Here is a 21,023-nt window from a genome sequence, read left to right on the forward strand (position 1 = left end):
CGCTACTTGCGACCCATATGCTTGCCGCGATCCGATTCGTCGAAGCTCAGGTCGAGGTCGTCACCGACCGTCGCCTGCCCCTTGTCGAACATCTTGATCATCAGCCGCACATCGTTGGCCGAGTCGGCATAGCGAATCGCGTCCTCGCGGCTGATCAGGTTGTTCTTGTAGGCGTGAATCAACGACTGGTCCATGGTCTGCATGCCCTGCTCCGTGGACTTCGCCATCACATCCTTGATCAGGTGCACGTCGCCCTTGCGGATGTAGTCCTGGATCAGCGGTGAGTTCAGGAGCACCTCCACCACTGGCGTTCGCCCCTTGCCCTCTTTGTGCGGCAGCAGTTGCTGGGCCACCATGGCTTTCAGGTTCAGTGACAGGTCCATCCACACCTGGGAGTGCAGGTCGGCAGGGAAAAAACTCTGGATACGATCCAGCGCCTGGTTGGCGTTGTTGGCGTGCAGGGTGCAGAGGCACAGGTGGCCGGTTTCGGCGAAAGTCAGCGCCTGGGCCATGGTATCGGCGGAGCGCACCTCGCCGATCATGATGACGTCCGGCGCCTGGCGCAGTGTATTCTTCAGCGCCACGTCGAAGGACTCGGTGTCGATACCCACCTCACGCTGGGTGACCAGGCAGTTGCCGTGATCGTGCATGAATTCGATCGGATCTTCGATGCTGATGATATGGCCGCGGCTGTTCTGGTTGCGGTAGCCCACCATCGCGGCGAGGGAGGTGGACTTACCAGTGCCTGTGGCACCGACAAAGATCACCAGGCCACGCTTGGTCATGGCCAGTTCCTTGATAATCGGTGGCAGACCCAGCGCCTCGATCTCGGGGATTTCTGTATGGATGCGGCGAACGACGAGGCCCATGCTGCCGCGCTGCACCAGGGCATTGACCCGGAAACGGCCGAGCTCCGGCACGGCCAGCGCAAAGTTGCACTCGTGAGTGCGCAGGAACTCTTCCTGCTGCCGCTCACTCATGGTCGACAGCACGATCTCGCGGGTCTGCTCATCGGTATAGCGGGTCTTGCTGATCGGGTAGATCTGGCCGTCAATCTTGATACTCGGCGGCGCACCCGCCGTGATGAAGCCGTCGGAAGCCTGTTCCTTGACGACCCGTCGCAACAACTCATCAATCAACATGATCCGTTCTCCAATCCGTGAGTTCTAGAAGTTTTCCGGCATGCGCGCCTTTTCCCGGGCCACATCACGGGTAATGACACGGCGTTCCACAAGGTCCTTGAGGCACTGGTCCATGGTCTGCATGCCCAGCGCGTGCCCGGTCTGGATCGCCGAATACATCTGGGCCACTTTGTCCTCACGGATCAGGTTGCGGATGGCCGAGGTGCCACGCATGATTTCGTGCGCCGCCACGCGGCCACCGGTGGCGCGCTTGAGCAGGGTCTGCGACACAACCGCCTGCAGCGATTCAGACAGCATGGAGCGCACCATGGACTTCTCTGCCGCGGGGAACACATCGACAATGCGGTCGATGGTTTTCGCAGCGGAGGTTGTGTGCAGCGTGCCGAACACCAGGTGGCCGGTTTCCGCGGCAGTCAGCGCCAGGCGGATGGTTTCCAGGTCGCGCATCTCACCCACCAGGATAATGTCCGGGTCCTCCCGCAACGCCGAGCGCAACGCCTCGGAGAAGCCGAGTGTGTCGCGGTGCACCTCGCGCTGGTTGACCAGGCACTTTTTGCTCTCGTGCACGAATTCGATAGGGTCCTCGATGGTGAGGATGTGCTCGTACTTGTTGTCGTTGATATGGTCGACCATGGCCGCCAGTGTGGTTGACTTGCCGGAACCGGTGGGCCCGGTCACCAGTACCAGCCCCCGGGGCATCATGGAGATATCGCGGAATACCGGGCCCATGCCAAGATCTTCCATGGTCAGCACTTTGGAGGGAATGGTACGGAATACCGCCCCTGCGCCGCGGTTCTGGTTGAAGGCGTTGACCCGGAAACGCGCAACGCCCGGCACCTCGAACGAGAAGTCGGTCTCCAGGAACTCCTCGTAGTCCTTGCGCTGCTTGTCGTTCATGATGTCGTAGATGAGATCGTGTACCTGCTTGTGATCCATCGGCGGCAGGTTGATGCGGCGCACATCGCCATCGACACGGATCATGGGCGGCAGGCCGGCAGACAGGTGCAGATCCGATGCACCCTGTTTGGCACTGAACGCGAGAAGCTCTGTAATATCCACCGTTCCACTCCCTCTGGGCCGGTCCGACGCGCGCACCGGAGTCTGCTGCGCACCGCACGCCGCACGGCAACACATGATTCTCAACTCGCCTGGGAGTAGCAAAATCCGCTACCATCTGCGGCATGCAGAATGAAGAACTCGCTCAACGCATTTCCAGGCTCCTCGGAAGAGTACGACTCAGCGCGGAAAAAAGCCAGCGCGCGCCGGAGGCGATACGCGTGCTCGCAGTCAGCAAAACCCGCGATGCAGAAGAGGTGCGGGCCGCTGCCGCCCTTGGGCTGCGGGATTTCGGCGAAAACTATGTGCAGGAGGGCCTGGCGAAGATCGAGGCACTGGCCGGGCTCGATCTCTGCTGGCACTTCATCGGCCCCATACAGTCCAACAAGACACGCGCCATCGCCGAGCATTTTGCCTGGGTGCACAGTGTCGACCGGCTCAAGATCGCCCAGCGCCTGAGTGCGCAGCGTCCGGCGCAGCTGCCGGACCTGCAGGTCTGCCTGCAGGTCAACATTTCCGGGGAAGACAGCAAGTCGGGCGTCGACCCCACCGAACTGATGGCGCTGGCCACAGCCGTAGCGCAACTGCCCCGGCTGCAGCTGCGCGGCCTGATGGCAATTCCAGCGCCCGCTGACACGCTGGCCCAGCAACGCGTGCCCTTCGCCCGCCTGCGCAGCGCCCTGGTAGCGCTACAGGCAACACTGCCCACGCTGGACACCCTTTCCATGGGCATGTCTGGCGACCTCGAGGCGGCCATTGCCGAAGGCGCGACCATTGTGCGTGTAGGCACCGACCTGTTCGGGCCCCGCGCAACGCCGCCGGGCGGATGATTTCGGCGAGCTGCGGCGTGTATACTGCGCCCTTTCCCTGAGCAACCGACACACAGACTATGACCAACGCGGTTATCGCTTTTATTGGCGCCGGCAACATGGCCTCAAGCATTATCGGGGGCCTGCTCGAGAGCGGTCACCCTGCAAGCAGCCTGCACGCTGCCGACCCCTCCGCAGAGAGCCTGGCGAACCTGCGCAAGCTGGGCCCGGTGCACACCTACCACAACAATGCCGACGCCTGCGCCCAAGCGGATGTAGTGATAGTGGCGGTAAAGCCGCAGGTCATGCGCGCAGCGCTGGAGAGCATTGCGGCGCCTGTTCGCAAGCGCGGGGCGCTGGTCCTTTCCATTGCAGCGGGCACCACCATTGCCAGCATGGAGCAGTCACTCGGTGAAGGTGCCGCCATTGTGCGCTGCATGCCGAACACGCCGGCCCTTCTGGGTGTAGGCGCCAGTGGGGTATACGCCAACGCGCAGGTAGCGCCGGGCCAGCGCGAGCTCGCCGACCGCATCCTTGGCGCCGTCGGCCTGGTGGAGTGGGTCGATGCTGAACCCCTGCTGGATGCAATCACCGCCCTCTCCGGCAGTGGCCCGGCCTACTTTTTCCTGTTCATGGAAGCGATGATCAATGCCGGCTGCAGCATGGGGCTGTCCCGCGAATGTGCAACAACGCTCACCCGACAGACGGCCCTGGGCGCCGCGCGCATGGCGCTGGAGAGCGATGTCGACCTGGTGGAGCTGCGGCGGCGGGTGACCAGCCCGGGCGGCACAACGGAACGCGCCGTCGAGTGTTTTGAGCACGAGGGGCTGCGGGATCTGGTGGCCCATGCGATGACGGCTGCGCAACAACGCGCCGCAGACATGGCCGCTGACTCGGAACAGGAGACGCCATGAACGCGCTCAGCGACATCCTTGCCTACCTGCTGCAGACCGTACTCAATCTGGCGCTACTCGCCATGCTGCTGCGCTTTCTGCTGCAGCTGGTGAGGGCCGACTACTACAACCCGGTCAGCCAGTTTCTGGCGAAGGTGACCAACCCGCTGGTTCTGCCTCTGCGCCGTCTGATTCCCAGTGTGCGGGGCCTGGACCTGTCCACGCTGCTGCTCGCGCTGCTGCTGCAGATGGCAGCCATTGTGGCACTGCTGGCCCTGAACGGCTTCGGCCCGCCCGGGGTGCTGACCCTGCTCGTCTGGTCGATACTGGGGCTTGTGGGCCTGCTGGTGAATGTCTACTTCTTCGCCCTGCTGGCGATGATCATTCTCAGCTGGGTGGCCCCCGGCAGCCGACACCCCGCACTGTTGCTGCTGTTTCAGCTGACGGAGCCGGTGATGGCGCCCTTCCGGCGCATGCTGCCGGACATGGGTGGAATCGACTTCTCACCCATACTGGTCTTTATCCTGATCAACGTGATCCAGATCGCGCTGGGGCACATGGCAGCCGCCGTGGGCCTGCCGGCAGCACTGGTTATCGGGCTCTGAACGCGGCCCCGTGAAGACCTCAAGCGTCGGCATCGTCACCCCGCAGCGCGCCCGCTTCGACGAACCGCTGGCGCTGGCCTGCGGCCGCGTGCTCACCGCGTATGAGCTGGTGTACGAGACTTATGGAACCCTGAACAGCGCGCGCTCGAATGCCGTGCTGGTATGTCACGCACTCTCCGGCCACCACCACGCCGCCGGCTACCACAGTGCCGAGGATCGCAAGCCCGGCTGGTGGGACGAGTGCATCGGCCCGGGCAAGCCGATCGATACCAACCACTTTTTCGTGGTCAGCCTGAACAATCTCGGCGGCTGCCACGGCTCTACCGGTCCCACCAGCATCAACCCCGAAACCGGCGCGCCCTGGGGTCCGGACTTCCCCTCCCTGCGGGTGCGCGACTGGGTGCACAGCCAGGCCCGTCTTGCAGACCGGCTGGGTATCGACTGCTGGGCGGCCGTGGTAGGCGGCAGCCTGGGCGGTATGCAGGCCATGCGCTGGGCGCTGCTCTATCCGCAACGCCTGCGGCACTGCGTGGTGATCGCCTCGGCCATGCGCCTGAGTGCCCAGAACATCGCTTTCAACGAGATAGCCCGCCAGGCCATTCAGGCAGATCCGGGTTTTGCCGACGGCCATTACCTCGCGCGCAACACCGTGCCCGCGAAGGGTCTGGCGCTGGCACGCATGGTGGGACACATCACCTACCTGTCAGACGATGCGATGGCCGACAAGTTCGGCCGTGACCTGCGCTCCGGCAGCCTTGAGCTGGGCGGTGAAGAACCCGCCGAATTCCAGGTACAGAGCTACCTGCGCTACCAGGGGAGCCAGTTCTCCGGCAGCTTTGATGCCAACACGTATATCCTCATGACCCAGGCCCTGGACTTTTTTGACCTCGCCCGCGAATACGGCGACGATCCGGTCGCGGCATTCCGCGCGGCAAACTGCGCGTTCCTGGTGCTGTCCTTTTCCACCGACTGGCGCTTTTCACCCAGCCGTTCCCGGGAGATTGTCGACGCGCTGATCGCCGCGGACCGGCCGGTCACCTATGCGGAAATCGAGGCCAACGAGGGGCATGACGCGTTCCTCATGCCGATTCCCCGCTACCTCGCCCTGTTCGGGGCCTATATGCAGCGCGTGCGGGGAGCCTGTTGATGCGCCTGGATTTGACCCACATCCAGCGGTGGATAGCACCGGGCTCCAAGGTCCTGGATCTGGGCTGCGGCAACGGCGAATTCCTGCAGCGGCTGGCGCTGGAGCGCCAGGTGCGCGGCCTGGGACTGGAAATCGACCCGGATAAGATCACCAATGCGGTTGCCCGCGGGTTGAACATTGTTGAACAGGACATGGACGCGGGCCTGAGTAATTTCCCGGACCAGAGTTTTGACACGGTGGTCATGGCGCACGCCCTGCAGGCTGTGCATTTTCCCGACCGCGTGCTGGAAGAGATGCTGCGCATTGGTCGCCAGGGCATTGTCACATTTCCGAACTTCGCCCATTGGCGCTGCCGACTGTACCTCGGATCCCGCGGGCGTATGCCTGTTTCCCGGTTTATGCCGTATAACTGGTATGACACACCCAATATCCATTTTTGTACGGTGAAGGATTTCGAGGCCCTGTGCGAAGAACGCGGCATTCGCATACTCGCCCGGGATATGGTGGGCAACACGCAGCGTCGCCCGTTGTTGGCGAGCGCCTGGCCCAACCTGTTCGCCGTCACCGCGATCTATCTCATCAGCCGCTGAGGAGAGCACCATGATCAGGACACTCTGCCTTGCGCTGGCGGCGCTGCTGTCCGCCGCTTTCGCCTCGGCCCAGCAGTCGGAAATGTTCGGCCGCTACGAGCTGCATTACAGCGTGGTCAACACGACCTTCCTGGAACCACGTGTCGCCGCTAGCTACGGCATCACCCGCGGCAAGAACCGCGGTATTCTCAATCTTGCCGTACGCGAACACGTCGATGGCGGCACTGAGGCTCGTCCCATGCTGCTGCAGGGCTATACCCGCGATCTGATTACCGGCCAGCCGCTGGAGTTCCTGGAGGTGCGGGAAAGCGGCGCCATCTACTACATTGCCGAATTTGATTTCATCAACGAGGAGTGGCGGTTTTTCGATATCGATTTCCGGCCGGAGGGCTCCGACACCACCTTCCGGTTTGAACATCGCCACCAGCTGTATATCAACTGATGACTGACGCGCGCCTGCCGCAACCAGTGGTGCTCGCCAGCGGCAACGCCGGCAAGCTCGCGGAGCTGTCACGGATTCTCGCGCCGCTGGGCTTCACCCTGCGGGCACAGTCCGAATTCGGCGTGCCGGAGGTTGCCGAAACCGGGCTCACCTTTGTCGAGAACGCGATTCTCAAGGCGCGCGCCGCCGCCCAGCACACGGGACTGCCTGCCATCGCCGACGACTCCGGACTGGAGGTGGACTGGCTGCAGGGTGCACCGGGCATCCACTCAGCGCGCTATTCCGGGGCGGGCGATGAGGGCAACAATCGCAAGCTGCTGGAGGCTCTGCAGGGGGTGCACCGGGAACAGCGCAGCGCACGCTACCAGTGCGTGATCGTCTACCTGCGCCACGCAACAGATCCCACGCCAATTATCTGCCAGGGCAGCTGGGAGGGACATATTCTCGAGGCGCCCCAGGGCGACGGCGGCTTTGGCTATGACCCGTTGTTCCATGTGGCGGCGTTCAACTGCAGTGCCGCGCAGCTGGCGCCCCGCACCAAAAACCGGGTGAGCCACCGCGCGGTGGCCTGCGCGCAGCTGGTTGCGGCACTGGAACGCAGCCTGCCACCGCCCCCGGGCTGATGGGCGCACTGCAACTCCCCCCGCTGAGTCTTTACGTGCACCTGCCCTGGTGCGAGCGCAAATGCCCCTATTGCGATTTCAATTCCCACGAGACGCGCACGCTGCCGGAAGCCGAGTATATTTCTACACTGCTGGCAGATCTGGAGGCGGATCTGCCCTTCGTGCAGGACCGCGTCGTGCAGACCCTGTTCATCGGGGGCGGCACGCCCAGCCTGTTCAGTGCCGCGGGGATTCACCGCCTGATGCGTGGCATCGCCGATCGGGTGGCGCTGGCCGACGACCTCGAGGCGACACTGGAAGCCAATCCCGGCAGTGCAGAGGCCGCGAAGTTTGCCGGTTTTCGCGCCGCCGGTATCAACCGCCTGTCGCTGGGGATACAGTCTTTCCAGGACGCGCAGCTGGCAGCTCTGGGCCGGGTACATGACAGCAACCAGGCCCACGCCGCCGTGGCCGCGGCGCGTGACGCGGGCTTTACCCGGATCAATCTCGACCTGATGCATGGACTGCCGGGGCAGAGTACCGCCGCCGCGATGGCCGACCTGGACGTCGCCAGCGCCTACCGGACAGGACACCTGTCCTGGTACCAGCTCACGATCGAGCAGAACACGGTGTTCTACAAACAGCCCCCCATCCTGCCTGTGGAGGACGTACTGGCGGATATCCAGGACGCGGGCGAGCACCGGCTGCAGGCGGCGGGCCTGCACCCGTATGAGGTCTCTGCCTGGGCCGCGACCGGTGAGCACTGCCGCCACAACCTGAATTACTGGGAGTTCGGTGACTATCTCGGCATCGGCGCCGGCGCGCACGGCAAAGTGAGCTTTCCCGACGGGCGCATCCTGCGCTACGCCAAACGCCGCCAGCCCGACGCCTACCTGGCCGCCTCTGGTGACTGGCGCGTGCAGCCGCAGTGGCTGGGCGATGAGGAAAGGCCGGGGGAATTCATGCTCAATGCACTGCGCCTGAATGCCGGCTTTGCGCTGGCGGATTATACGGCGCGCACCGGCCTCCCCCTGTCCACGCTGCAACCGGCGCTGGACACCCTGCTGGCGCGGGGCCTGTTAGTGCAGGAGGGAAATCGGTTGCGCGCCAGCGCCCTCGGGCGGCGCTTTCTCGATTCTGTGGTGACGGAATTTCTCTGCTGAGGGGCGCAGCATCAGCAGCGCCTCAGTCGCCCAACCGGCTGAACATGAGGTCCCAGACGCCGTGCCCAAGGCGCTCACCGCGCTGCTCGAACTTGGTCAAAGGCCGCTGTGGGGGCCTGGGTACATAGTTGCCATCTGGCGCCAGATTGCGCAAGCCCGGCGTGGCGCCCAGTACCTCCAGCATCTGCTCTGCATAGTTTTCCCAGTCGGTGGCCAGGTGCAGCACGCCGCCGGGTTTCAGGTACCTGACCAACTCCGTCGTGAAGGCGGGCTGAATCAGCCGGCGCTTGTGATGGCGCTTCTTGTGCCACGGGTCGGGGAAGAAGATCTGGATAGTGTCCAGTGACGCAGGCGCAATGCAGTCACGCAACACTTCCACCGCATCGTGGCAGTACACCCGGATGTTCTCCACGCCACGCTCTGCCATGCTGTGCAGCATTTTTCCCACCCCGGGACGGTGCACCTCGATGCCGATAAAGTCGGTGTCCGGGGCGGCTGCAGCCATTTCAACAAAGGATTGCCCCATGCCGAAGCCGATTTCCAGCACACGCGGCGCCTCGCGGCCGAACGCTTCGCGGTAGTCCAGTGGTCCATCACTGTGCAGCAGCCCATAGCGCGGCCAGTACTGATCCCAGGCCCGCTGCTGGCCGCTCGTGAGTCGCCCCATTCGCAGCACGTAGCTGCGAATGGGGCGGTGCGCGGTATCGCTCATCAGACCGCCAGTTTCCAGCTCGCCGCCGCCAGGCAACCCCAGGCCGCGATAAATGACAGGCCGCCGAGCGGCGCAATGGCGCCCAGCCAGCGCAGGCCGGACAGGCTGAGCACATAAAGGCTGCCAGAAAACAACAGCATGCCGAGCAGGAACAGCCAGCCACTGCTGCGCAGCAACCCCAGCTCGCTGTTCTGCAGCAGCAGGATACCGACGCCCAGCAGGGCCAGCGAGTGAATGAAGTGATACTGGACGGCGGTCTGGAAGACATCCAGGGAATAGCTATCCAGCCGGGCCTTCAGCGCGTGGGCGCCAAAGGCACCGAAACTGACCGCGAGGGCGCCACTGATCGCCGCACTGGCAATGAAAAACTGTGCCATGGGGGAACTCCGGAAAACACGGGAGTGCAGTGTAGCACTCCCGGGGATGCGTCAGGCCGCGATTGCGCTGCGCAGTTTCTTCATGGCGTTCTGCTCAAGCTGGCGAATGCGCTCCGCCGACACCTCATACTTGGCTGCCAATTCATGCAGGGTGGCCTTTTTCTCCGCCAGCCAGCGCTGGGCGAGAATATCCCGGCTGCGTTCGTCCAGTTCACCCAGTGCCTGGTAAAGCTGGTCCTCGCTGTTTTCCTGCCAGTTGTCGGATTCGACAGACAGGGCAGGATCGCTGCGTTGATCTTCAAGGTAGTATTGTGGGGCCTGCCAGGCTTCGTCATCGTCCTGACCCACGGGTGCATCGAAGGCAACATCGCGGCTGCTGAGCCGGCCTTCCATACGCTGGACTTCGGCGATATCGACGCCGAGGTCGTCCGCAACCGCCTGCGCCTCTTCCCGGCTCAGCCAGGAGAGATCCTTTTTTGCCCCGCGCAGGTTGAAGAACAGCTTGCGTTGCGCCTTGGTTGTCGCAACCTTGACGATGCGCCAGTTACGCAGGATAAATTCGTGCATCTCGGCCTTGATCCAGTGCACGGCAAAGGACACCAGCCGCACACCTTTTTCAGGATTGAAGCGCTTTACCGCTTTCATCAGGCCAACGTTGCCTTCCTGGATAAGGTCTGCCTCGGGAAGGCCGTAGCCAGAGTAGCTGCGGGCAATATGCACGACAAAGCGCAGGTGCGACATCACCAGCTCACGCGCCGCTTCCAGATTACTGTTGAAATAGAGATCCTCCGCCAGCGCTTTTTCGCGCTCCGGAGTCAGTAACGGGATGCTGCTTACCGCCTGTACATAGGCCGCAAGATTGGCGCCTGGCACCATCTGGTCTACTGGCAGCAACGCTTTGCTCATGCGGATATCCCCCTCTGTCATGTGCCTGATTTTAGCACTCTTTTCCTTAGAGTGCTAACAGCAGAAAAGTTCCCTGGAAGGCCCGTGAACCCGCTAGCGCGGGGCGATCAGGCGCAGGTGTCTGGCGACCGCCAGCCAGGCGCCGGCGAGCCCCAGCAAGCCGCCGATGAGCACCAGATTGAGGCTGCCCATGATGCCCAACCCACCGAGCCGGAAGTTGCTCTGGTAGAGTTCGGCGAGACGGGTCACCGGGCCGCCGAGAAACCACAGCGCCGCAGCCACCAGCAAGGCGGCAAAGGCACCGCCGCCCACGCCGTACCAGAGCCCTGTGTAGAGGAACGGGCGTCGCACGAAGGCATTGCTCCCACCCACCAGCTTGATCACCACTATCTCCTCGCGCCGGCTCTCGATGGCCAGGCGAATGGTGTTGCCCAGGATCAACACGACACCAGCCACCAGTACGCTGCCCAGCGCCAGCACCACGCGTCGGCTGAGCTGCATGAGGGTGTTCAGGCGTTCCAGCCAGGCCATGTCCAACACCACCTCGGCAATCCGGGGGTCGCCCTTGAGCTCGGCGTACAATGCCGTCACCGCATCGGACCCCGGCAGCGGGGTGACCAGCAACACATCCGGCAGCGGGTTGCGCTCCAGCGTATCGAGCACGTCGGCAAAACCTGAAAGGGCGCTGAATTCGGCCAGCGCGGCGTCGCGCGAGACAAATACAACCTGCTCGATATCCTCGCGCTGCTGCAGTGCAGCCTGCAGCGCCTGTGCTTCATCGGCGCTCACTGACCCGCTGAGGAACAGCGACAGCTGCGCCGGACTGTCCCAGCGGTCACTCAGGGCACGCGCATTGTCCAGGGCCACAGTCAGCGCAGCCGGTAACGCCAGTGCGATGCCCAGAACCAGCCAGGTCAGGGCGCTGGAAAACGGGTGATCCAGCACGCGGGCCAGGCTGTCCGCGGCAGACAGGCGATGGTGCGCGAGCCAGCCCTGCAGCAGATGCCGCAGGCGTGTGCGGCGCGCGCTGGCGCCATCCCGCCGCGGTTTGTTCTCTGCAGCACTCATGACCCGGCTCCCACAAGGCGGCCGTTGCGAAGGGTGAGAATGCGGTGCCGCAGCCGTGAAATCAGCGCCAGGTCGTGGCTGGCGATCAGCACCGTGACGCCCACCTGGCTGAAGGCTTCGAACAGTTGCATGATCTCTGCCGAGAGCAGAGGGTCGAGGTTGCCCGTGGGCTCGTCGGCGAGGAGAATCCGCGGGCGTGCCACCACCGCACGCGCAATACCCACACGCTGCTGCTCGCCGCCTGACAGGGTCACCGGCAGTGCACGCTCCTTTGACAGCAGACCCACCTTGTCCAGCGCGGCGCGCACGCGACGGCCGATTTCCCTGTGCTCGTAACCGGCGATCACCAGCGGCAGGGCCACGTTATCGAACACGTTGCGGTCGAACAGCAGCTGGTGATTCTGGAACACAACACCGATATTCCGCCGGTGGCGCGGAATGCCGCGCTCGCCCACCTTGGCCAGATTGACCCCGTCGACAATGACCTGGCCGCGGGTGGGCCGCTCAATGAGCATGATCAAACGCAGCAGCGTACTCTTGCCGGCGCCGGAATGGCCGGTGAGGAACACCATTTCATCCTGGCGGATATCGACACTGATTTCACTCAGTGCCTCATGACCTTCGGCGTAGCGCTTGCTGACCCGGTCAAAGGTGATCATGGCTCGACGTCGGCACCTGCAAACAAGGCGTCAATGAAAGGCTCGGCCGCGAAGGGGCGCAGATCCTCTGCGGTTTCCCCCACGCCGATGAACCTGATGGGCAGGCCGAGCTTGCGGGCAATGGCAAAAATGACGCCGCCCTTGGCGGTGCCGTCGAGCTTGGTCAGGGTGAGTCCGGTCACGCCGACAACCTGCTGGAACTGGCTGGCCTGGGCGAGAGCGTTCTGCCCGGTACCCGCATCCAGCACCAGCATCACCTCGTGCGGTGCGGCGGCGTCGAGCTTGCCCATCACCCGCACCACCTTGCGCAGCTCTTCCATCAGATTGTCCTTGTTGTGCAGGCGACCGGCTGTGTCGGCGATCAGCACATCGACCTTGCGCGCCTGAGCCGCCTGCAGCGCATCGTAGATCACTGAGGCGCTGTCGGCGCCGGTATGCTGGGCGATGACGGGCACATTGTGGCGCTGGCCCCAAACCTGCAGTTGCTCGACAGCCGCGGCGCGGAAGGTATCCCCCGCCGCCAGCATGACGGAGCGTCCCTCCGCCTGGAAGCGGCGCGCAAGCTTGCCGATGGTCGTGGTTTTGCCCACGCCGTTCACGCCCACCATCAGAATCACATAAGGCTTGTGGCCGCTCACATCCAGCGGCACCTCGCAGGGCTGCAGCAGGCTCAGCAGCTCTTCCTGCAGGGCGCGCTGCAGGGCGTCTGGCCGGGTCAGCTCCCTGCGCGACACGCGCTGCGTCAGGCGCCCGATGATGTCGACGGTTGCGTCGACGCCTGCATCCGCGAGCAGCAGCCGCGACTCCAGTTCCTCCATCAGCTCCGCATCGATCTCCTTGCGCCCCAGAAACAGGGTTCCCAGCCCCTCTACCAGCGTGTTGCTGGTCTTCCCCAGGCCGCGCCGCAGGCGAGCAAAAAATCCGGCCTCCGAGGCAGCCACTGGCCGCTCCACCGGTTGCTGCACCGGCGCCTCCGCGGGTTGCTCAGCCGCGGGGGTCGGTACCAGCGCGTCGGCGGCGGGCACCGGGATGGACGCCGCCTTCGCCGCACTATCCGGCTCGCCGCCCGCTGGTAGTACAGATTCTGCTGACGATTGAACCTCAGCGTCCGTTTCAGGTGCGGCCGGCTTCGGTGCGGCCGGCTCAGGTGCGGCCTGCGTCGGCGCGCCTGACGCAGGCGTCTTTTTACTGCGTTTGAAAAACTTCATGGGTCTCGTGATACAGTTCGCGGGAGGCATCCGCAGGACTGCGTATCCTAACACTCCTGAAGGGGGCGACGAAATGACAGCACCGCGCGGGCGGTCAGCGAGGCGGCCGGCCTCGGCGCGACCGGCGTCGACCAGCAGCAGCCTGCGCATCATCGGGGGTCGCTGGCGTGGCCGCAAGCTGCGCTTCACTGCGGCACAAGGGCTGCGCCCCACCGGTGACCGCATCCGCGAGACCCTGTTCAACTGGCTGGCGGCAGAGCTGCCGGAGGCACGTTGTGCCGATTTGTTCAGCGGCTCCGGCGCCCTCGGCCTAGAGGCCCTGTCCCGGGGCGCGGCACACTGCGATTTCATCGACACCAACCCCGAGAGCCTGGCCCAGATCCGCCACCATCTGAACGCGCTCGGTGCGACCAGCCAGGCCCGCTGCCACGCCTGTAACGCCCTCGACCTGCTCTCCGCCGGCGCCGGGCCCTGGGATATCGTCTTCATCGACCCCCCCTTCGGCCTGCAACTGGTGGAGCCCAGCTGCGCCCTGCTGGCGCAATGCGGCGCGCTGGCGCCGGGCGCCAGCATTTATGTAGAAACCGGGGCCGACGAACCCGAGGCAGCGCTGCCTGCGGATTGGCTGCTGCACCGCGACAAAACCTCTGGCGCCGTTCGCTACCGCCTGTTCCACACGGGGGCGTGATGGTGCTCCCGTTTGCGCCCGCGACAGTGAGTGTTTACCATCCGCAGCTTGTTCTCAGGCACTGAGCAGCTGGCATGAATTCACACACAGTCATTTACCCGGGCACCTTCGACCCGATCACCAACGGTCATGTCGATCTCACCGAGCGCGCGGCACGCCTGTTCGGCAAAGTGGTTGTGGCCATAGCCCACAGCGAAAAGAAAACACCGTTGTTCACCCTGGAAGAGCGGGTAGCCCTGTGCAAGGCTTCGCTGCAACACCTGGACAACGTGGAAGTGGTTGGCTTCAGCAATCTGCTGATCGACTTCGTGCACAGCCAGGGGTCGCGCTGTGTGCTGCGCGGCCTGCGTGCCGTCGCGGATTTCGAATACGAGTTTCAGCTCGCCAATATGAACCGGGCGCTGGACCGCGAGTTCGAGAGCATCTTCCTGACACCCTCGGAACACCTCTCCTATATCTCGTCCTCGCTGGTGCGGGAAATCGCTGCCCTGAATGGCGACATTACACCCTTCGTGCCCGCGCCGGTGGCCCGGGCACTGCAGGCGCGCTTCCGCTAGTCTTCGGCGGCAGCCGCTGCGGCCTTGCGTGCCCGATTCCGCTCGACATCCTTGTTGGTGTAGCCGGTTTCGCGGCAGCCCAGGCAGCGCACGAAGGTCGCCTCCGCGGGGCCGATCATCAGGGTTTCAGCAGCCTCACCGGCATGGCCCGCGAGCAGCGTGAAGGGCAGGCTGACCAGCCACGCGGCCGTTCCACCCACTGTCATCACCGCCCCGATGGGCCGCGCAATCAGCAGATCGCCCACCATGGCGCCGGCAGACGGGCTCTCATCAACCGCGCTCTGGGCGGCAGCCCACTGTGGCATGGTCAGGCATGTGGCCAGCACAGCAAACGCGAGCTGGCGATTAAGGCAATTGCTTTTCATTGTTCACTCCCCCGCGGGACATAGCCCCTACCATACAGACGCTGAGTGTAGCCTGTTCAGCGCTGACAGGCCACGCAATACACCGTACTGCGTTGCCCCAGCCGCACCTCGCGCAATGACTTCCCGCAGCAGGTACAGGGCTGGCCACCACGACCGTACACGGACAACTGCTGAGCAAAATAGCCCGGCTTGCCATCACCGCCGACAAAATCACGCAATGTAGTGCCGCCGTGCCCTATCGCAAAAGTAAGTACTCGCTTCACTTCATCTGCGAGGCGCTGGTAACGGGTCAGACCGATCTTCCCTGCAGGGCGGTCCGGGCGGATACCGGCCAGAAACAGGGCTTCGTTGGCGTAAATATTACCCACACCGACAACCACCCGGCCATCCATCAGAAACGGCTTTACCGGCCCGCGACGGCCACGGGACCGCTGGTAAAGCAGGTCCCCCGTGAAGGCCTCCGACAGCGGTTCCGGCCCGAGACCGGCCAGCAGCGGGTGGCACTCACCGGGCGCCAGCCAGAGCATGCAGCCAAACCGCCGGGGGTCGTTGTAGCGCAGACGGTCCCCACTGGAAAGCAGGATCTGCACGTGATCATGACGCAACAGGGGGCTATCGTCGCGAATCACCCGCAGGGAGCCGGACATGCCGAGGTGCACCAGCAGGCTGCCGGAGGTGGTGTGGAACAGCAGGTACTTGGCGCGGCGTTCCACTGCGGTGATTTCCTGGCCCTGCAGGCGCTGCGCAAGGTCCGCCGGTACCGGCCAGCGCAGGCGTGGCTCCCGCACCTCCACGGACAGCACGCGCCGCCCCTCCGCCCAGGGCGCGACGCCGCGGCGGGTGGTTTCAACTTCAGGCAATTCAGGCATATTGCGTGGCCATAAAAAACCCCGACACAGGCCGGGGTTCCAGGCGTATCAAAAAACAGGGTCCCGTTACTTGATCTTGCCTTCCTTGTACATGACATGCTTGCGCACAACTGGATCGTACTTTTTCATTTCCAGCTTGTCGGGGGTGGTGCGCTTGTTCTTGTCAGTGGTATAGAAATGGCCCGTACCGGCTGACGAAATCATTCTGATCTTGTCTCTCATGACTGCTCTCCTTCAGATTCCGCCGCTCAGACCTTGACGCCGCTGGCGCGAATATCGCTCAGCACCTGGTCAATGCCCTTCTTGTCGATGATGCGCATACCTTTGCTGGACACGCGCAGGGACACGAAACGCTTCTCGGACTCAACCCAGAAACGGTGGTGGTGCAGGTTCGGCAAAAAACGGCGGCGAGTGCGATTTTTTGCGTGTGATACGTTGTTCCCTGTGACCGGACGCTTGCCGGTGACCTGACATACTCTTGCCATGATTGCCTCTCCCATATACCACGGGACTTGTCGAATTTGTGTGGCCAAACGGGTCTGAAAGGGTACCCCGGCCGCGCGGAGCGCGACTTTATACCAGAACAGCAGGGGCATCGCAAGCAAAACCCGCGCTACAGCAAACCGCTCTCCGCGAAGGAATAGCTCTGTCCGCGGCCCACGATGATGTGGTCCAGCACCCGGATATCCAGCAGGCCCAGCGCCGCCTGCAAGCGCTCTGTGATGCGCCGGTCCGCATGACTGGGTTCGGCAACGCCCGAGGGGTGGTTGTGGGCGAGAATGACCGCCGCCGCATGGTACTGCAGAGCGCGAACCGCCACTTCGCGGGGATACACGGCAGCCCCATCCAGCGTGCCGAAGAACAGGTCCTCACAGCGCAGGATACGGTGCTGGTTGTCAAGAAACAGGCAGGTAAACACCTCCCGCGCCTGACTCCCGAGGTGATGCTGCAGAAACTGCCGCGTGGCCTGGGGGCTGCACAGTGCACTTCCGGCGCGCGCCTGCTCCAGCGCGTGCCGTCGGGCCAGCTCCAGCCCTGCCCTGAGCACGGCATACTTGCCGGCGCCCAGGCCGGGGTAGCCCAGCAACGTCTCCTGACTGGCCCGCAGCAAGCCGCCCAGGCTACCGAAACGCTGCAACAGATCGCGGCCAAGGTCGAGCGCCGAATAGCCCCGGCGACCGGTTCGCAACAGCACGGCCAGCAGCTCGGCATCGGAGAGTGTCTTCGCCCCCCGCTGCAGCAGCTTGTCGCGCGGCCCCTCCCCCGCGGCCCATTCCCTGATCGACATGGCGACGCCCTCCCTGGCTGTGGCCCTGCGGTGTCCAAACACCCGGTGTAATGGTATTGTTCGGCATCTGTATTCATCTATTGTCCCAATTGGGTAGCCGCAGTGGCACATCTTTTCAATCGCAATGTTGTGCTCGGCGTCAGCGGCGGCATCGCCGCGTACAAATCGGCAGAGCTCATTCGCCAGCTCAAGGAACTCGGCGCCGATGTACGGGTGATCATGACGCGCGGCGCCCAGGAGTTCATTACGCCGCTGACCCTGCAGGCCCTGTCCGGCCATCCGGTGCACACCGACCTTCTGGACGCCGACGCCGAACTCGGCATGGGCCACATCGAGCTCGCGCGCTGGGCCGACCTGCTGCTTATCGCCCCTGCCACCGCTGACCTGATCGCCCGCCTTGCAGGCGGACGCGCCGATGACCTGCTCACCACGGTGACCCTGGCGACCGCGGCGCACAAGCTGATCGCGCCGGCGATGAATCAGCAGATGTGGCGCGACCCGGCAACCGCAGCCAACATTGCAACGCTCCAGGACCGGGGTATGTCACTGGTGGGCCCAGCCTCCGGCGAGCAAGCCTGCGGTGATATCGGTCCGGGGCGCATGGAGCAACCGGTCAATATCGCACTCGCCGCAGCGGGGCTGTTTGCCAGTGGTGCACTTGCCGGGCGCCGGGTCATGATCACTGCGGGCCCGACACGCGAAGCGCTGGACCCGGTGCGCTACCTGTCCAACCACAGCTCCGGCAAAATGGGCTATGCGCTGGCCAGGGCCGCTGTCGATGCAGGCGCACAGGTCACGCTGGTCAGCGGCCCGGTTCAGCTCGCGACCCCGGACCATGTCACCCGGATTGATGTCGTCAGTGCCGCCGACATGCTGGAAGCCTGTCTGGCGAGGGTAGACGACTGCGACCTGTTCATCGCCTGTGCCGCGGTTGCGGATTACCGGCCCGTCAGGGTCGCCGCGCAGAAGATAAAGAAGGATGCTGCAGGCATCACCCTGGCGTTGGAGCGCAATGCGGATATCCTGGCGACAGTCAGCGCCCACGCACAGGCACCCTTCACCGTCGGTTTTGCGGCAGAAACCCAGGATGTGGAACGCTATGCGCGCGACAAACTTGAGCGCAAACACCTGGACATGATCGTCGCCAACGATGTGTCCGATACAGCGATTGGCTTCAACAGCGACCGCAATGCCGTCACGGTCCTCTGGCACAATGGCAGCCAGGCGCTTGCCGAGGCCAGCAAGGCCACGATCGCACGCGAGCTGATTTCACTGATCGCCCAGCGCATGGAGGCGGCTGATGGCTAAACGCATCAAGAACACCGCCGCTGGCGTCATCGCCAGCAAGGCGACGCTATACCGTATTCTCCTGATAGCCGTACTGGTCATCACACTGCCTGTACTGCTTGGCTTCGCTTACCTCGCGCTGCTGCGCGACGCCGGCCTGCAGGACCGGCATACGCGCGCAGCGGTGAACATTATCGCCAGCGAGCAGGCGCGTGCCCTGGCGCAGGTCGCCGGCGATCTGCGCATGCGTCTGCAGCAAGTGGCGGACAGCGCTCTGGGGCAACAGCTGCTGCTCGCCGATGACGCCGCCGCGGAACCGTTGGAACGGCAGATCCTGCGGCTGTTTCCGGAGTTCAGCGAGGTGCGCGCCCTGCTGCTGAGTGACCTCGGGACCGCCAGCCTGAGTGGATCCAGTCACCAGTTGCGCAACCACATTGAGCTCGACCTGGTGCGTCGTGCCACCGCGGGGGACCCAAGCCAGCCGGAAACCTACCGGGCCGATGGCCAGATCTACACCTCCATGGCGCAGCTGGTGCGCTCGGAGGAAAGCCCCGGGCGCCAGACCGTGATCCTGGGCACCTTCGACAACACCCTCATTCCCCGCTGGCTGGAACTGGCCGACCCCGCCAACGGCCAGGTCACACTGACCCAGAATCATGTACAAAACGGTGTCGAGCTGATCACCGTGGGCAGCGCCAACGCCGCGGGTGAGCGCTACCGCGTGGCGTACACGGTGCCGGATACCAGTTGGCAGCTCGAGTTCACGCCCTCGGATGCCCTGATTGCACAATTTCAGGTCAACCGCCTGCCGTTGCTGCTGATACTGGCCGTGATCCTGCTGGGTCTGGCCGGGGGACTGCTGTTGCTGCTTTCACGGATACCCGGGTTACTGGCCAGCGATGTGGCCCAGATCATTCGCGGTGCCGGGTTGCGCGGGCAGGTCCAACTACACCTGCCGCACCTGGTGCCCCTTGGGGAACACCTGCGCAAGTTGCTCACGGAACACCGGGGCCACAGCGCTGTGGACGACGAAGATGGTGAGGCCGCGGTCCCCGAAGAGCCCAGGAGCAGTCAGGCCGATAACCACCTGATGCACCCGCTGTTTCAACGCACGCCACTGGTTGAAGAAGACCCGGTGGAGGACACCCGCGATGACGACCTGGACACTCTGGATGTCACCCAGGAGCCGGTACTCAACGCCGGGGAATTCCTGCCCGCACAAATCTTTCGCGCTTACGATATTCGAGGCAATGCCGAGCGTGATCTGGGCGACACCACGGTCAGCCTGATCGGTCGCGCTCTGGGCACTATTGCCGCGGAGAATGGGGAGAATACGCTGATCGTCGGCGCTGACGGGCGCACCTCCAGCCCACGCATCAAATCCGCCCTGATCAAGGCGCTGCTCAGCACGGGCAGGGACGTTATCGACATCGGTGTCGTACCGACACCGCTGCTCTACTACGCCACGCGCACTCTGCAGACACGTTCCGGCGTGATGATCACCGGCAGCCACAACCCCGCCGCCGCCAACGGACTCAAGATCGTATTGAAGAACGCACCCAGCGCGGCAGGCCTGATGCAGCGCATACGGGACACCGCGCTGGGCGGCGACTTCCGCGAGGGCCGCGGCACGTTGTCGAAGGCCGACCCTTTGCCCGCGTACCTGGAAGAAATCATCAGCGATATCACGCTGCCGGCGCCCTTGAAAGTCGTGGTGGACGCCGGCAACGGCGCCACCAGCGATATCGCACCGCAGCTGTTTGCCGAGCTGGGCTGTGATGTCATGCAGCTCTATTGTGAGATGGACGGCCGCTTTCCCAACCGCTCGCCAGACACCAGCCGCGAGGAAAACCTCGCCGACCTCGCAGCGGCGGTGCGTCACAACCGCGCCGACCTGGGGGTTGCGTTCGACGGTGACGGGGATCGGGTTGCCGTGGTGACCGGCTCTGGCCGGATATTGCGCACGGATCAGCTGATGATGCTCTATGTGGAGGATGTGGTATCGCGGAATCCCGGCACTGACGTCGTGTTTGACGTGAAATGCAGCCGCAACCTGGGCCAGCTGATTGTCGAGCACGGGGGCAGGCCGGTGCTGTCAAAAACAGGCCATGCGTTCATGCGAGAGAAGATGGTGGAGACCAATGCGCTGCTCGGCGGCGAATTCTCCGGGCACATTTTCTTTGGCGAACGCTGGCACGGCTTCGACGATGGCATGTACGCCGCGGTGCGCCTGGCCGAAATACTCAGCAACCAGAACCAGACCCTCGACGAACTGCTCGACGCACTGCCGCAATCAGCCAATACGCCCGAGATCCTGATCCCCGTCCCCGATGCCGACAAGTTCGCGCTGGTGCAGCAGCTGATAGACGGCGCCTACTTCCCCGAAGGCAAGGTGAACACCCTGGACGGCCTGCGTGTCGACTTCAACGACGGCTGGGGCCTGGTGCGCGCCTCAAACACCTCAGCGGCGCTCACCGCGCGCTTCGAGGCCTCCACAGCCGAGCGCTTGCGCGCTATCATGGCCGACTTCCGGGACCAGATGGCTGTGGTATCACCGCAACTGACGCTGCCCGAATAACCCGATTCACAG

General features: G+C 63.9%; 25 protein-coding genes. 12 read left to right on the forward strand and 13 right to left on the reverse strand.

The window, feature by feature from the left end; translation table 11 throughout:
• Positions 1-2: 2 nt before the first annotated feature.
• Positions 3-1,142, reverse strand: a complete 1,140-nt coding sequence (locus tag R3E49_RS01845) for a PilT/PilU family type 4a pilus ATPase (RefSeq protein WP_371293487.1) — start codon at positions 1,140-1,142, stop codon at positions 3-5.
• A gap of 24 nt (positions 1,143-1,166) precedes the next feature.
• Positions 1,167-2,201, reverse strand: coding sequence for a type IV pilus twitching motility protein PilT (locus R3E49_RS01850; RefSeq protein WP_290740531.1), 1,035 nt, complete (start codon positions 2,199-2,201; stop codon positions 1,167-1,169).
• A gap of 122 nt (positions 2,202-2,323) precedes the next feature.
• On the opposite strand from R3E49_RS01850, the gene R3E49_RS01855 reads away from it, so the two are divergent.
• From R3E49_RS01855 to hemW, 8 genes are read left to right on the forward strand one after another with little or no spacing between them, the layout of a single operon-like run.
• The gene (locus tag R3E49_RS01855) at positions 2,324-3,028 is read left to right on the forward strand and encodes a YggS family pyridoxal phosphate-dependent enzyme (protein WP_371293488.1); all 705 of its coding nucleotides are present in this window, start codon (positions 2,324-2,326) and stop codon (positions 3,026-3,028) included.
• A gap of 59 nt (positions 3,029-3,087) precedes the next feature.
• On the forward strand, positions 3,088-3,921 hold the full coding sequence (gene proC, locus R3E49_RS01860; RefSeq protein WP_371293489.1) for a pyrroline-5-carboxylate reductase: 834 nt from the start codon (positions 3,088-3,090) through the stop codon (positions 3,919-3,921).
• Positions 3,918-4,505, forward strand: a complete 588-nt coding sequence (locus R3E49_RS01865; protein ID WP_371293490.1) for a YggT family protein — start codon at positions 3,918-3,920, stop codon at positions 4,503-4,505. The genes proC and R3E49_RS01865 overlap by 4 nt, the downstream gene beginning before the upstream one ends.
• A 10-nt stretch (positions 4,506-4,515) precedes the next feature.
• The gene (locus R3E49_RS01870) at positions 4,516-5,652 is read left to right on the forward strand and encodes a homoserine O-acetyltransferase (RefSeq protein WP_371293491.1); all 1,137 of its coding nucleotides are present in this window, start codon (positions 4,516-4,518) and stop codon (positions 5,650-5,652) included.
• Positions 5,652-6,242, forward strand: coding sequence for a methionine biosynthesis protein MetW (metW, locus tag R3E49_RS01875; protein WP_371293492.1), 591 nt, complete (start codon positions 5,652-5,654; stop codon positions 6,240-6,242). Before R3E49_RS01870 ends, metW begins: the two co-directional genes overlap by 1 nt.
• Before the next feature lie 10 nt (positions 6,243-6,252).
• Complete coding sequence (locus R3E49_RS01880) at positions 6,253-6,684, forward strand: DUF4426 domain-containing protein (RefSeq protein ID WP_371293493.1); 432 nt, start codon at positions 6,253-6,255, stop codon at positions 6,682-6,684.
• Complete coding sequence (rdgB, locus tag R3E49_RS01885; protein ID WP_371293494.1) at positions 6,684-7,307, forward strand: RdgB/HAM1 family non-canonical purine NTP pyrophosphatase; 624 nt, start codon at positions 6,684-6,686, stop codon at positions 7,305-7,307. The genes R3E49_RS01880 and rdgB overlap by 1 nt, the downstream gene beginning before the upstream one ends.
• Positions 7,308-7,342: 35 nt before the next feature.
• Positions 7,343-8,449, forward strand: coding sequence for a radical SAM family heme chaperone HemW (gene hemW, locus R3E49_RS01890; protein WP_371293495.1), 1,107 nt, complete (start codon positions 7,343-7,345; stop codon positions 8,447-8,449).
• Positions 8,450-8,471: 22 nt separating this feature from the next.
• Here the strand turns inward: hemW and trmB are convergent, their stop codons facing one another.
• The 6 genes from trmB to ftsY all read right to left on the reverse strand — a co-directional run bounded on the left by trmB (position 8,472) and on the right by ftsY (position 13,379).
• On the reverse strand, positions 8,472-9,161 hold the full coding sequence (gene trmB / locus R3E49_RS01895; RefSeq protein WP_371293496.1) for a tRNA (guanosine(46)-N7)-methyltransferase TrmB: 690 nt from the start codon (positions 9,159-9,161) through the stop codon (positions 8,472-8,474).
• Positions 9,161-9,538 carry a DUF423 domain-containing protein gene (locus R3E49_RS01900; protein WP_371293497.1) on the reverse strand — a complete coding sequence of 126 codons (378 nt, stop codon included), beginning with the start codon at positions 9,536-9,538 and terminating at the stop codon, positions 9,161-9,163. The genes trmB and R3E49_RS01900 overlap by 1 nt, the downstream gene beginning before the upstream one ends.
• A gap of 51 nt (positions 9,539-9,589) precedes the next feature.
• Positions 9,590-10,444, reverse strand: coding sequence for an RNA polymerase sigma factor RpoH (rpoH, locus tag R3E49_RS01905; RefSeq protein WP_290740562.1), 855 nt, complete (start codon positions 10,442-10,444; stop codon positions 9,590-9,592).
• 93 nt (positions 10,445-10,537) lie between these two features.
• Positions 10,538-11,512, reverse strand: coding sequence for a permease-like cell division protein FtsX (gene ftsX / locus R3E49_RS01910; protein WP_371293498.1), 975 nt, complete (start codon positions 11,510-11,512; stop codon positions 10,538-10,540).
• Positions 11,509-12,171, reverse strand: a complete 663-nt coding sequence (gene ftsE / locus R3E49_RS01915; protein ID WP_290740569.1) for a cell division ATP-binding protein FtsE — start codon at positions 12,169-12,171, stop codon at positions 11,509-11,511. Before ftsE ends, ftsX begins: the two co-directional genes overlap by 4 nt.
• Entirely contained in the window at positions 12,168-13,379 is a 1,212-nt protein-coding gene (gene ftsY / locus R3E49_RS01920) for a signal recognition particle-docking protein FtsY (protein ID WP_371293499.1), read from the reverse strand. Before ftsY ends, ftsE begins: the two co-directional genes overlap by 4 nt.
• Before the next feature lie 73 nt (positions 13,380-13,452).
• Between ftsY and rsmD the strand changes: the two genes are divergently transcribed.
• The gene (gene rsmD, locus R3E49_RS01925) at positions 13,453-14,067 is read left to right on the forward strand and encodes a 16S rRNA (guanine(966)-N(2))-methyltransferase RsmD (RefSeq protein WP_371293500.1); all 615 of its coding nucleotides are present in this window, start codon (positions 13,453-13,455) and stop codon (positions 14,065-14,067) included.
• Between the two features lie 74 nt (positions 14,068-14,141).
• Positions 14,142-14,624: a pantetheine-phosphate adenylyltransferase gene (coaD, locus tag R3E49_RS01930; protein WP_371293501.1), complete on the forward strand. Its 483-nt coding sequence runs from the start codon at positions 14,142-14,144 to the stop codon at positions 14,622-14,624.
• Here coaD and R3E49_RS01935 read toward each other — a convergent pair.
• From R3E49_RS01935 to radC, 5 genes are all read right to left on the reverse strand, one after another.
• Entirely contained in the window at positions 14,621-14,989 is a 369-nt protein-coding gene (locus tag R3E49_RS01935) for a hypothetical protein (RefSeq protein ID WP_371293502.1), read from the reverse strand. The genes coaD and R3E49_RS01935 overlap by 4 nt on opposite strands.
• Positions 14,990-15,045: 56 nt before the next feature.
• Positions 15,046-15,858, reverse strand: coding sequence for a bifunctional DNA-formamidopyrimidine glycosylase/DNA-(apurinic or apyrimidinic site) lyase (mutM, locus tag R3E49_RS01940; protein ID WP_371293503.1), 813 nt, complete (start codon positions 15,856-15,858; stop codon positions 15,046-15,048).
• Positions 15,859-15,924: 66 nt separating this feature from the next.
• Positions 15,925-16,080, reverse strand: a complete 156-nt coding sequence (gene rpmG / locus R3E49_RS01945) for a 50S ribosomal protein L33 (protein WP_027950179.1) — start codon at positions 16,078-16,080, stop codon at positions 15,925-15,927.
• A 26-nt stretch (positions 16,081-16,106) separates the two neighbouring features.
• Positions 16,107-16,343, reverse strand: coding sequence for a 50S ribosomal protein L28 (gene rpmB, locus R3E49_RS01950; protein ID WP_027950178.1), 237 nt, complete (start codon positions 16,341-16,343; stop codon positions 16,107-16,109).
• 128 nt (positions 16,344-16,471) lie between these two features.
• Positions 16,472-17,146 carry a DNA repair protein RadC gene (radC, locus tag R3E49_RS01955; RefSeq protein WP_371293504.1) on the reverse strand — a complete coding sequence of 225 codons (675 nt, stop codon included), beginning with the start codon at positions 17,144-17,146 and terminating at the stop codon, positions 16,472-16,474.
• Between the two features lie 102 nt (positions 17,147-17,248).
• Between radC and coaBC the strand changes: the two genes are divergently transcribed.
• The gene (gene coaBC / locus R3E49_RS01960; protein ID WP_371293505.1) at positions 17,249-18,454 is read left to right on the forward strand and encodes a bifunctional phosphopantothenoylcysteine decarboxylase/phosphopantothenate--cysteine ligase CoaBC; all 1,206 of its coding nucleotides are present in this window, start codon (positions 17,249-17,251) and stop codon (positions 18,452-18,454) included.
• Positions 18,447-21,011 carry a phosphomannomutase/phosphoglucomutase gene (locus R3E49_RS01965; protein WP_371293506.1) on the forward strand — a complete coding sequence of 855 codons (2,565 nt, stop codon included), beginning with the start codon at positions 18,447-18,449 and terminating at the stop codon, positions 21,009-21,011. The genes coaBC and R3E49_RS01965 overlap by 8 nt, the downstream gene beginning before the upstream one ends.
• Positions 21,012-21,023: the final 12 nt, after the last annotated feature.

This window comes from Haliea sp. (assembly GCF_041395985.1).
GTDB lineage: Bacteria > Pseudomonadota > Gammaproteobacteria > Pseudomonadales > Halieaceae > Haliea.

Excerpts from the sequence above, each read along its gene's own strand:
- R3E49_RS01845 (WP_371293487.1), bottom strand. The coding sequence starts at position 1,142 with ATGTTGATTGATGAGTTGTTGCGACGGGTCGTCAAGGAACAGGCTTCC.
- R3E49_RS01855 (WP_371293488.1), top strand. The coding sequence starts at position 2,324 with ATGCAGAATGAAGAACTCGCTCAACGCATTTCCAGGCTCCTCGGAAGA.
- proC (WP_371293489.1), top strand. The coding sequence starts at position 3,088 with ATGACCAACGCGGTTATCGCTTTTATTGGCGCCGGCAACATGGCCTCA.
- R3E49_RS01865 (WP_371293490.1), top strand. The coding sequence starts at position 3,918 with ATGAACGCGCTCAGCGACATCCTTGCCTACCTGCTGCAGACCGTACTC.
- metW (WP_371293492.1), top strand. The coding sequence starts at position 5,652 with ATGCGCCTGGATTTGACCCACATCCAGCGGTGGATAGCACCGGGCTCC.
- R3E49_RS01880 (WP_371293493.1), top strand. The coding sequence starts at position 6,253 with ATGATCAGGACACTCTGCCTTGCGCTGGCGGCGCTGCTGTCCGCCGCT.
- rdgB (WP_371293494.1), top strand. The coding sequence starts at position 6,684 with ATGACTGACGCGCGCCTGCCGCAACCAGTGGTGCTCGCCAGCGGCAAC.
- trmB (WP_371293496.1), bottom strand. The coding sequence starts at position 9,161 with ATGAGCGATACCGCGCACCGCCCCATTCGCAGCTACGTGCTGCGAATG.
- R3E49_RS01900 (WP_371293497.1), bottom strand. The coding sequence starts at position 9,538 with ATGGCACAGTTTTTCATTGCCAGTGCGGCGATCAGTGGCGCCCTCGCG.
- rpoH (WP_290740562.1), bottom strand. The coding sequence starts at position 10,444 with ATGAGCAAAGCGTTGCTGCCAGTAGACCAGATGGTGCCAGGCGCCAAT.
- ftsX (WP_371293498.1), bottom strand. The coding sequence starts at position 11,512 with ATGAGTGCTGCAGAGAACAAACCGCGGCGGGATGGCGCCAGCGCGCGC.
- ftsE (WP_290740569.1), bottom strand. The coding sequence starts at position 12,171 with ATGATCACCTTTGACCGGGTCAGCAAGCGCTACGCCGAAGGTCATGAG.
- ftsY (WP_371293499.1), bottom strand. The coding sequence starts at position 13,379 with ATGAAGTTTTTCAAACGCAGTAAAAAGACGCCTGCGTCAGGCGCGCCG.
- rsmD (WP_371293500.1), top strand. The coding sequence starts at position 13,453 with ATGACAGCACCGCGCGGGCGGTCAGCGAGGCGGCCGGCCTCGGCGCGA.
- coaD (WP_371293501.1), top strand. The coding sequence starts at position 14,142 with ATGAATTCACACACAGTCATTTACCCGGGCACCTTCGACCCGATCACC.
- R3E49_RS01935 (WP_371293502.1), bottom strand. The coding sequence starts at position 14,989 with ATGAAAAGCAATTGCCTTAATCGCCAGCTCGCGTTTGCTGTGCTGGCC.
- mutM (WP_371293503.1), bottom strand. The coding sequence starts at position 15,858 with ATGCCTGAATTGCCTGAAGTTGAAACCACCCGCCGCGGCGTCGCGCCC.
- rpmG (WP_027950179.1), bottom strand. The coding sequence starts at position 16,080 with ATGAGAGACAAGATCAGAATGATTTCGTCAGCCGGTACGGGCCATTTC.
- rpmB (WP_027950178.1), bottom strand. The coding sequence starts at position 16,343 with ATGGCAAGAGTATGTCAGGTCACCGGCAAGCGTCCGGTCACAGGGAAC.
- radC (WP_371293504.1), bottom strand. The coding sequence starts at position 17,146 with ATGTCGATCAGGGAATGGGCCGCGGGGGAGGGGCCGCGCGACAAGCTG.
- R3E49_RS01965 (WP_371293506.1), top strand. The coding sequence starts at position 18,447 with ATGGCTAAACGCATCAAGAACACCGCCGCTGGCGTCATCGCCAGCAAG.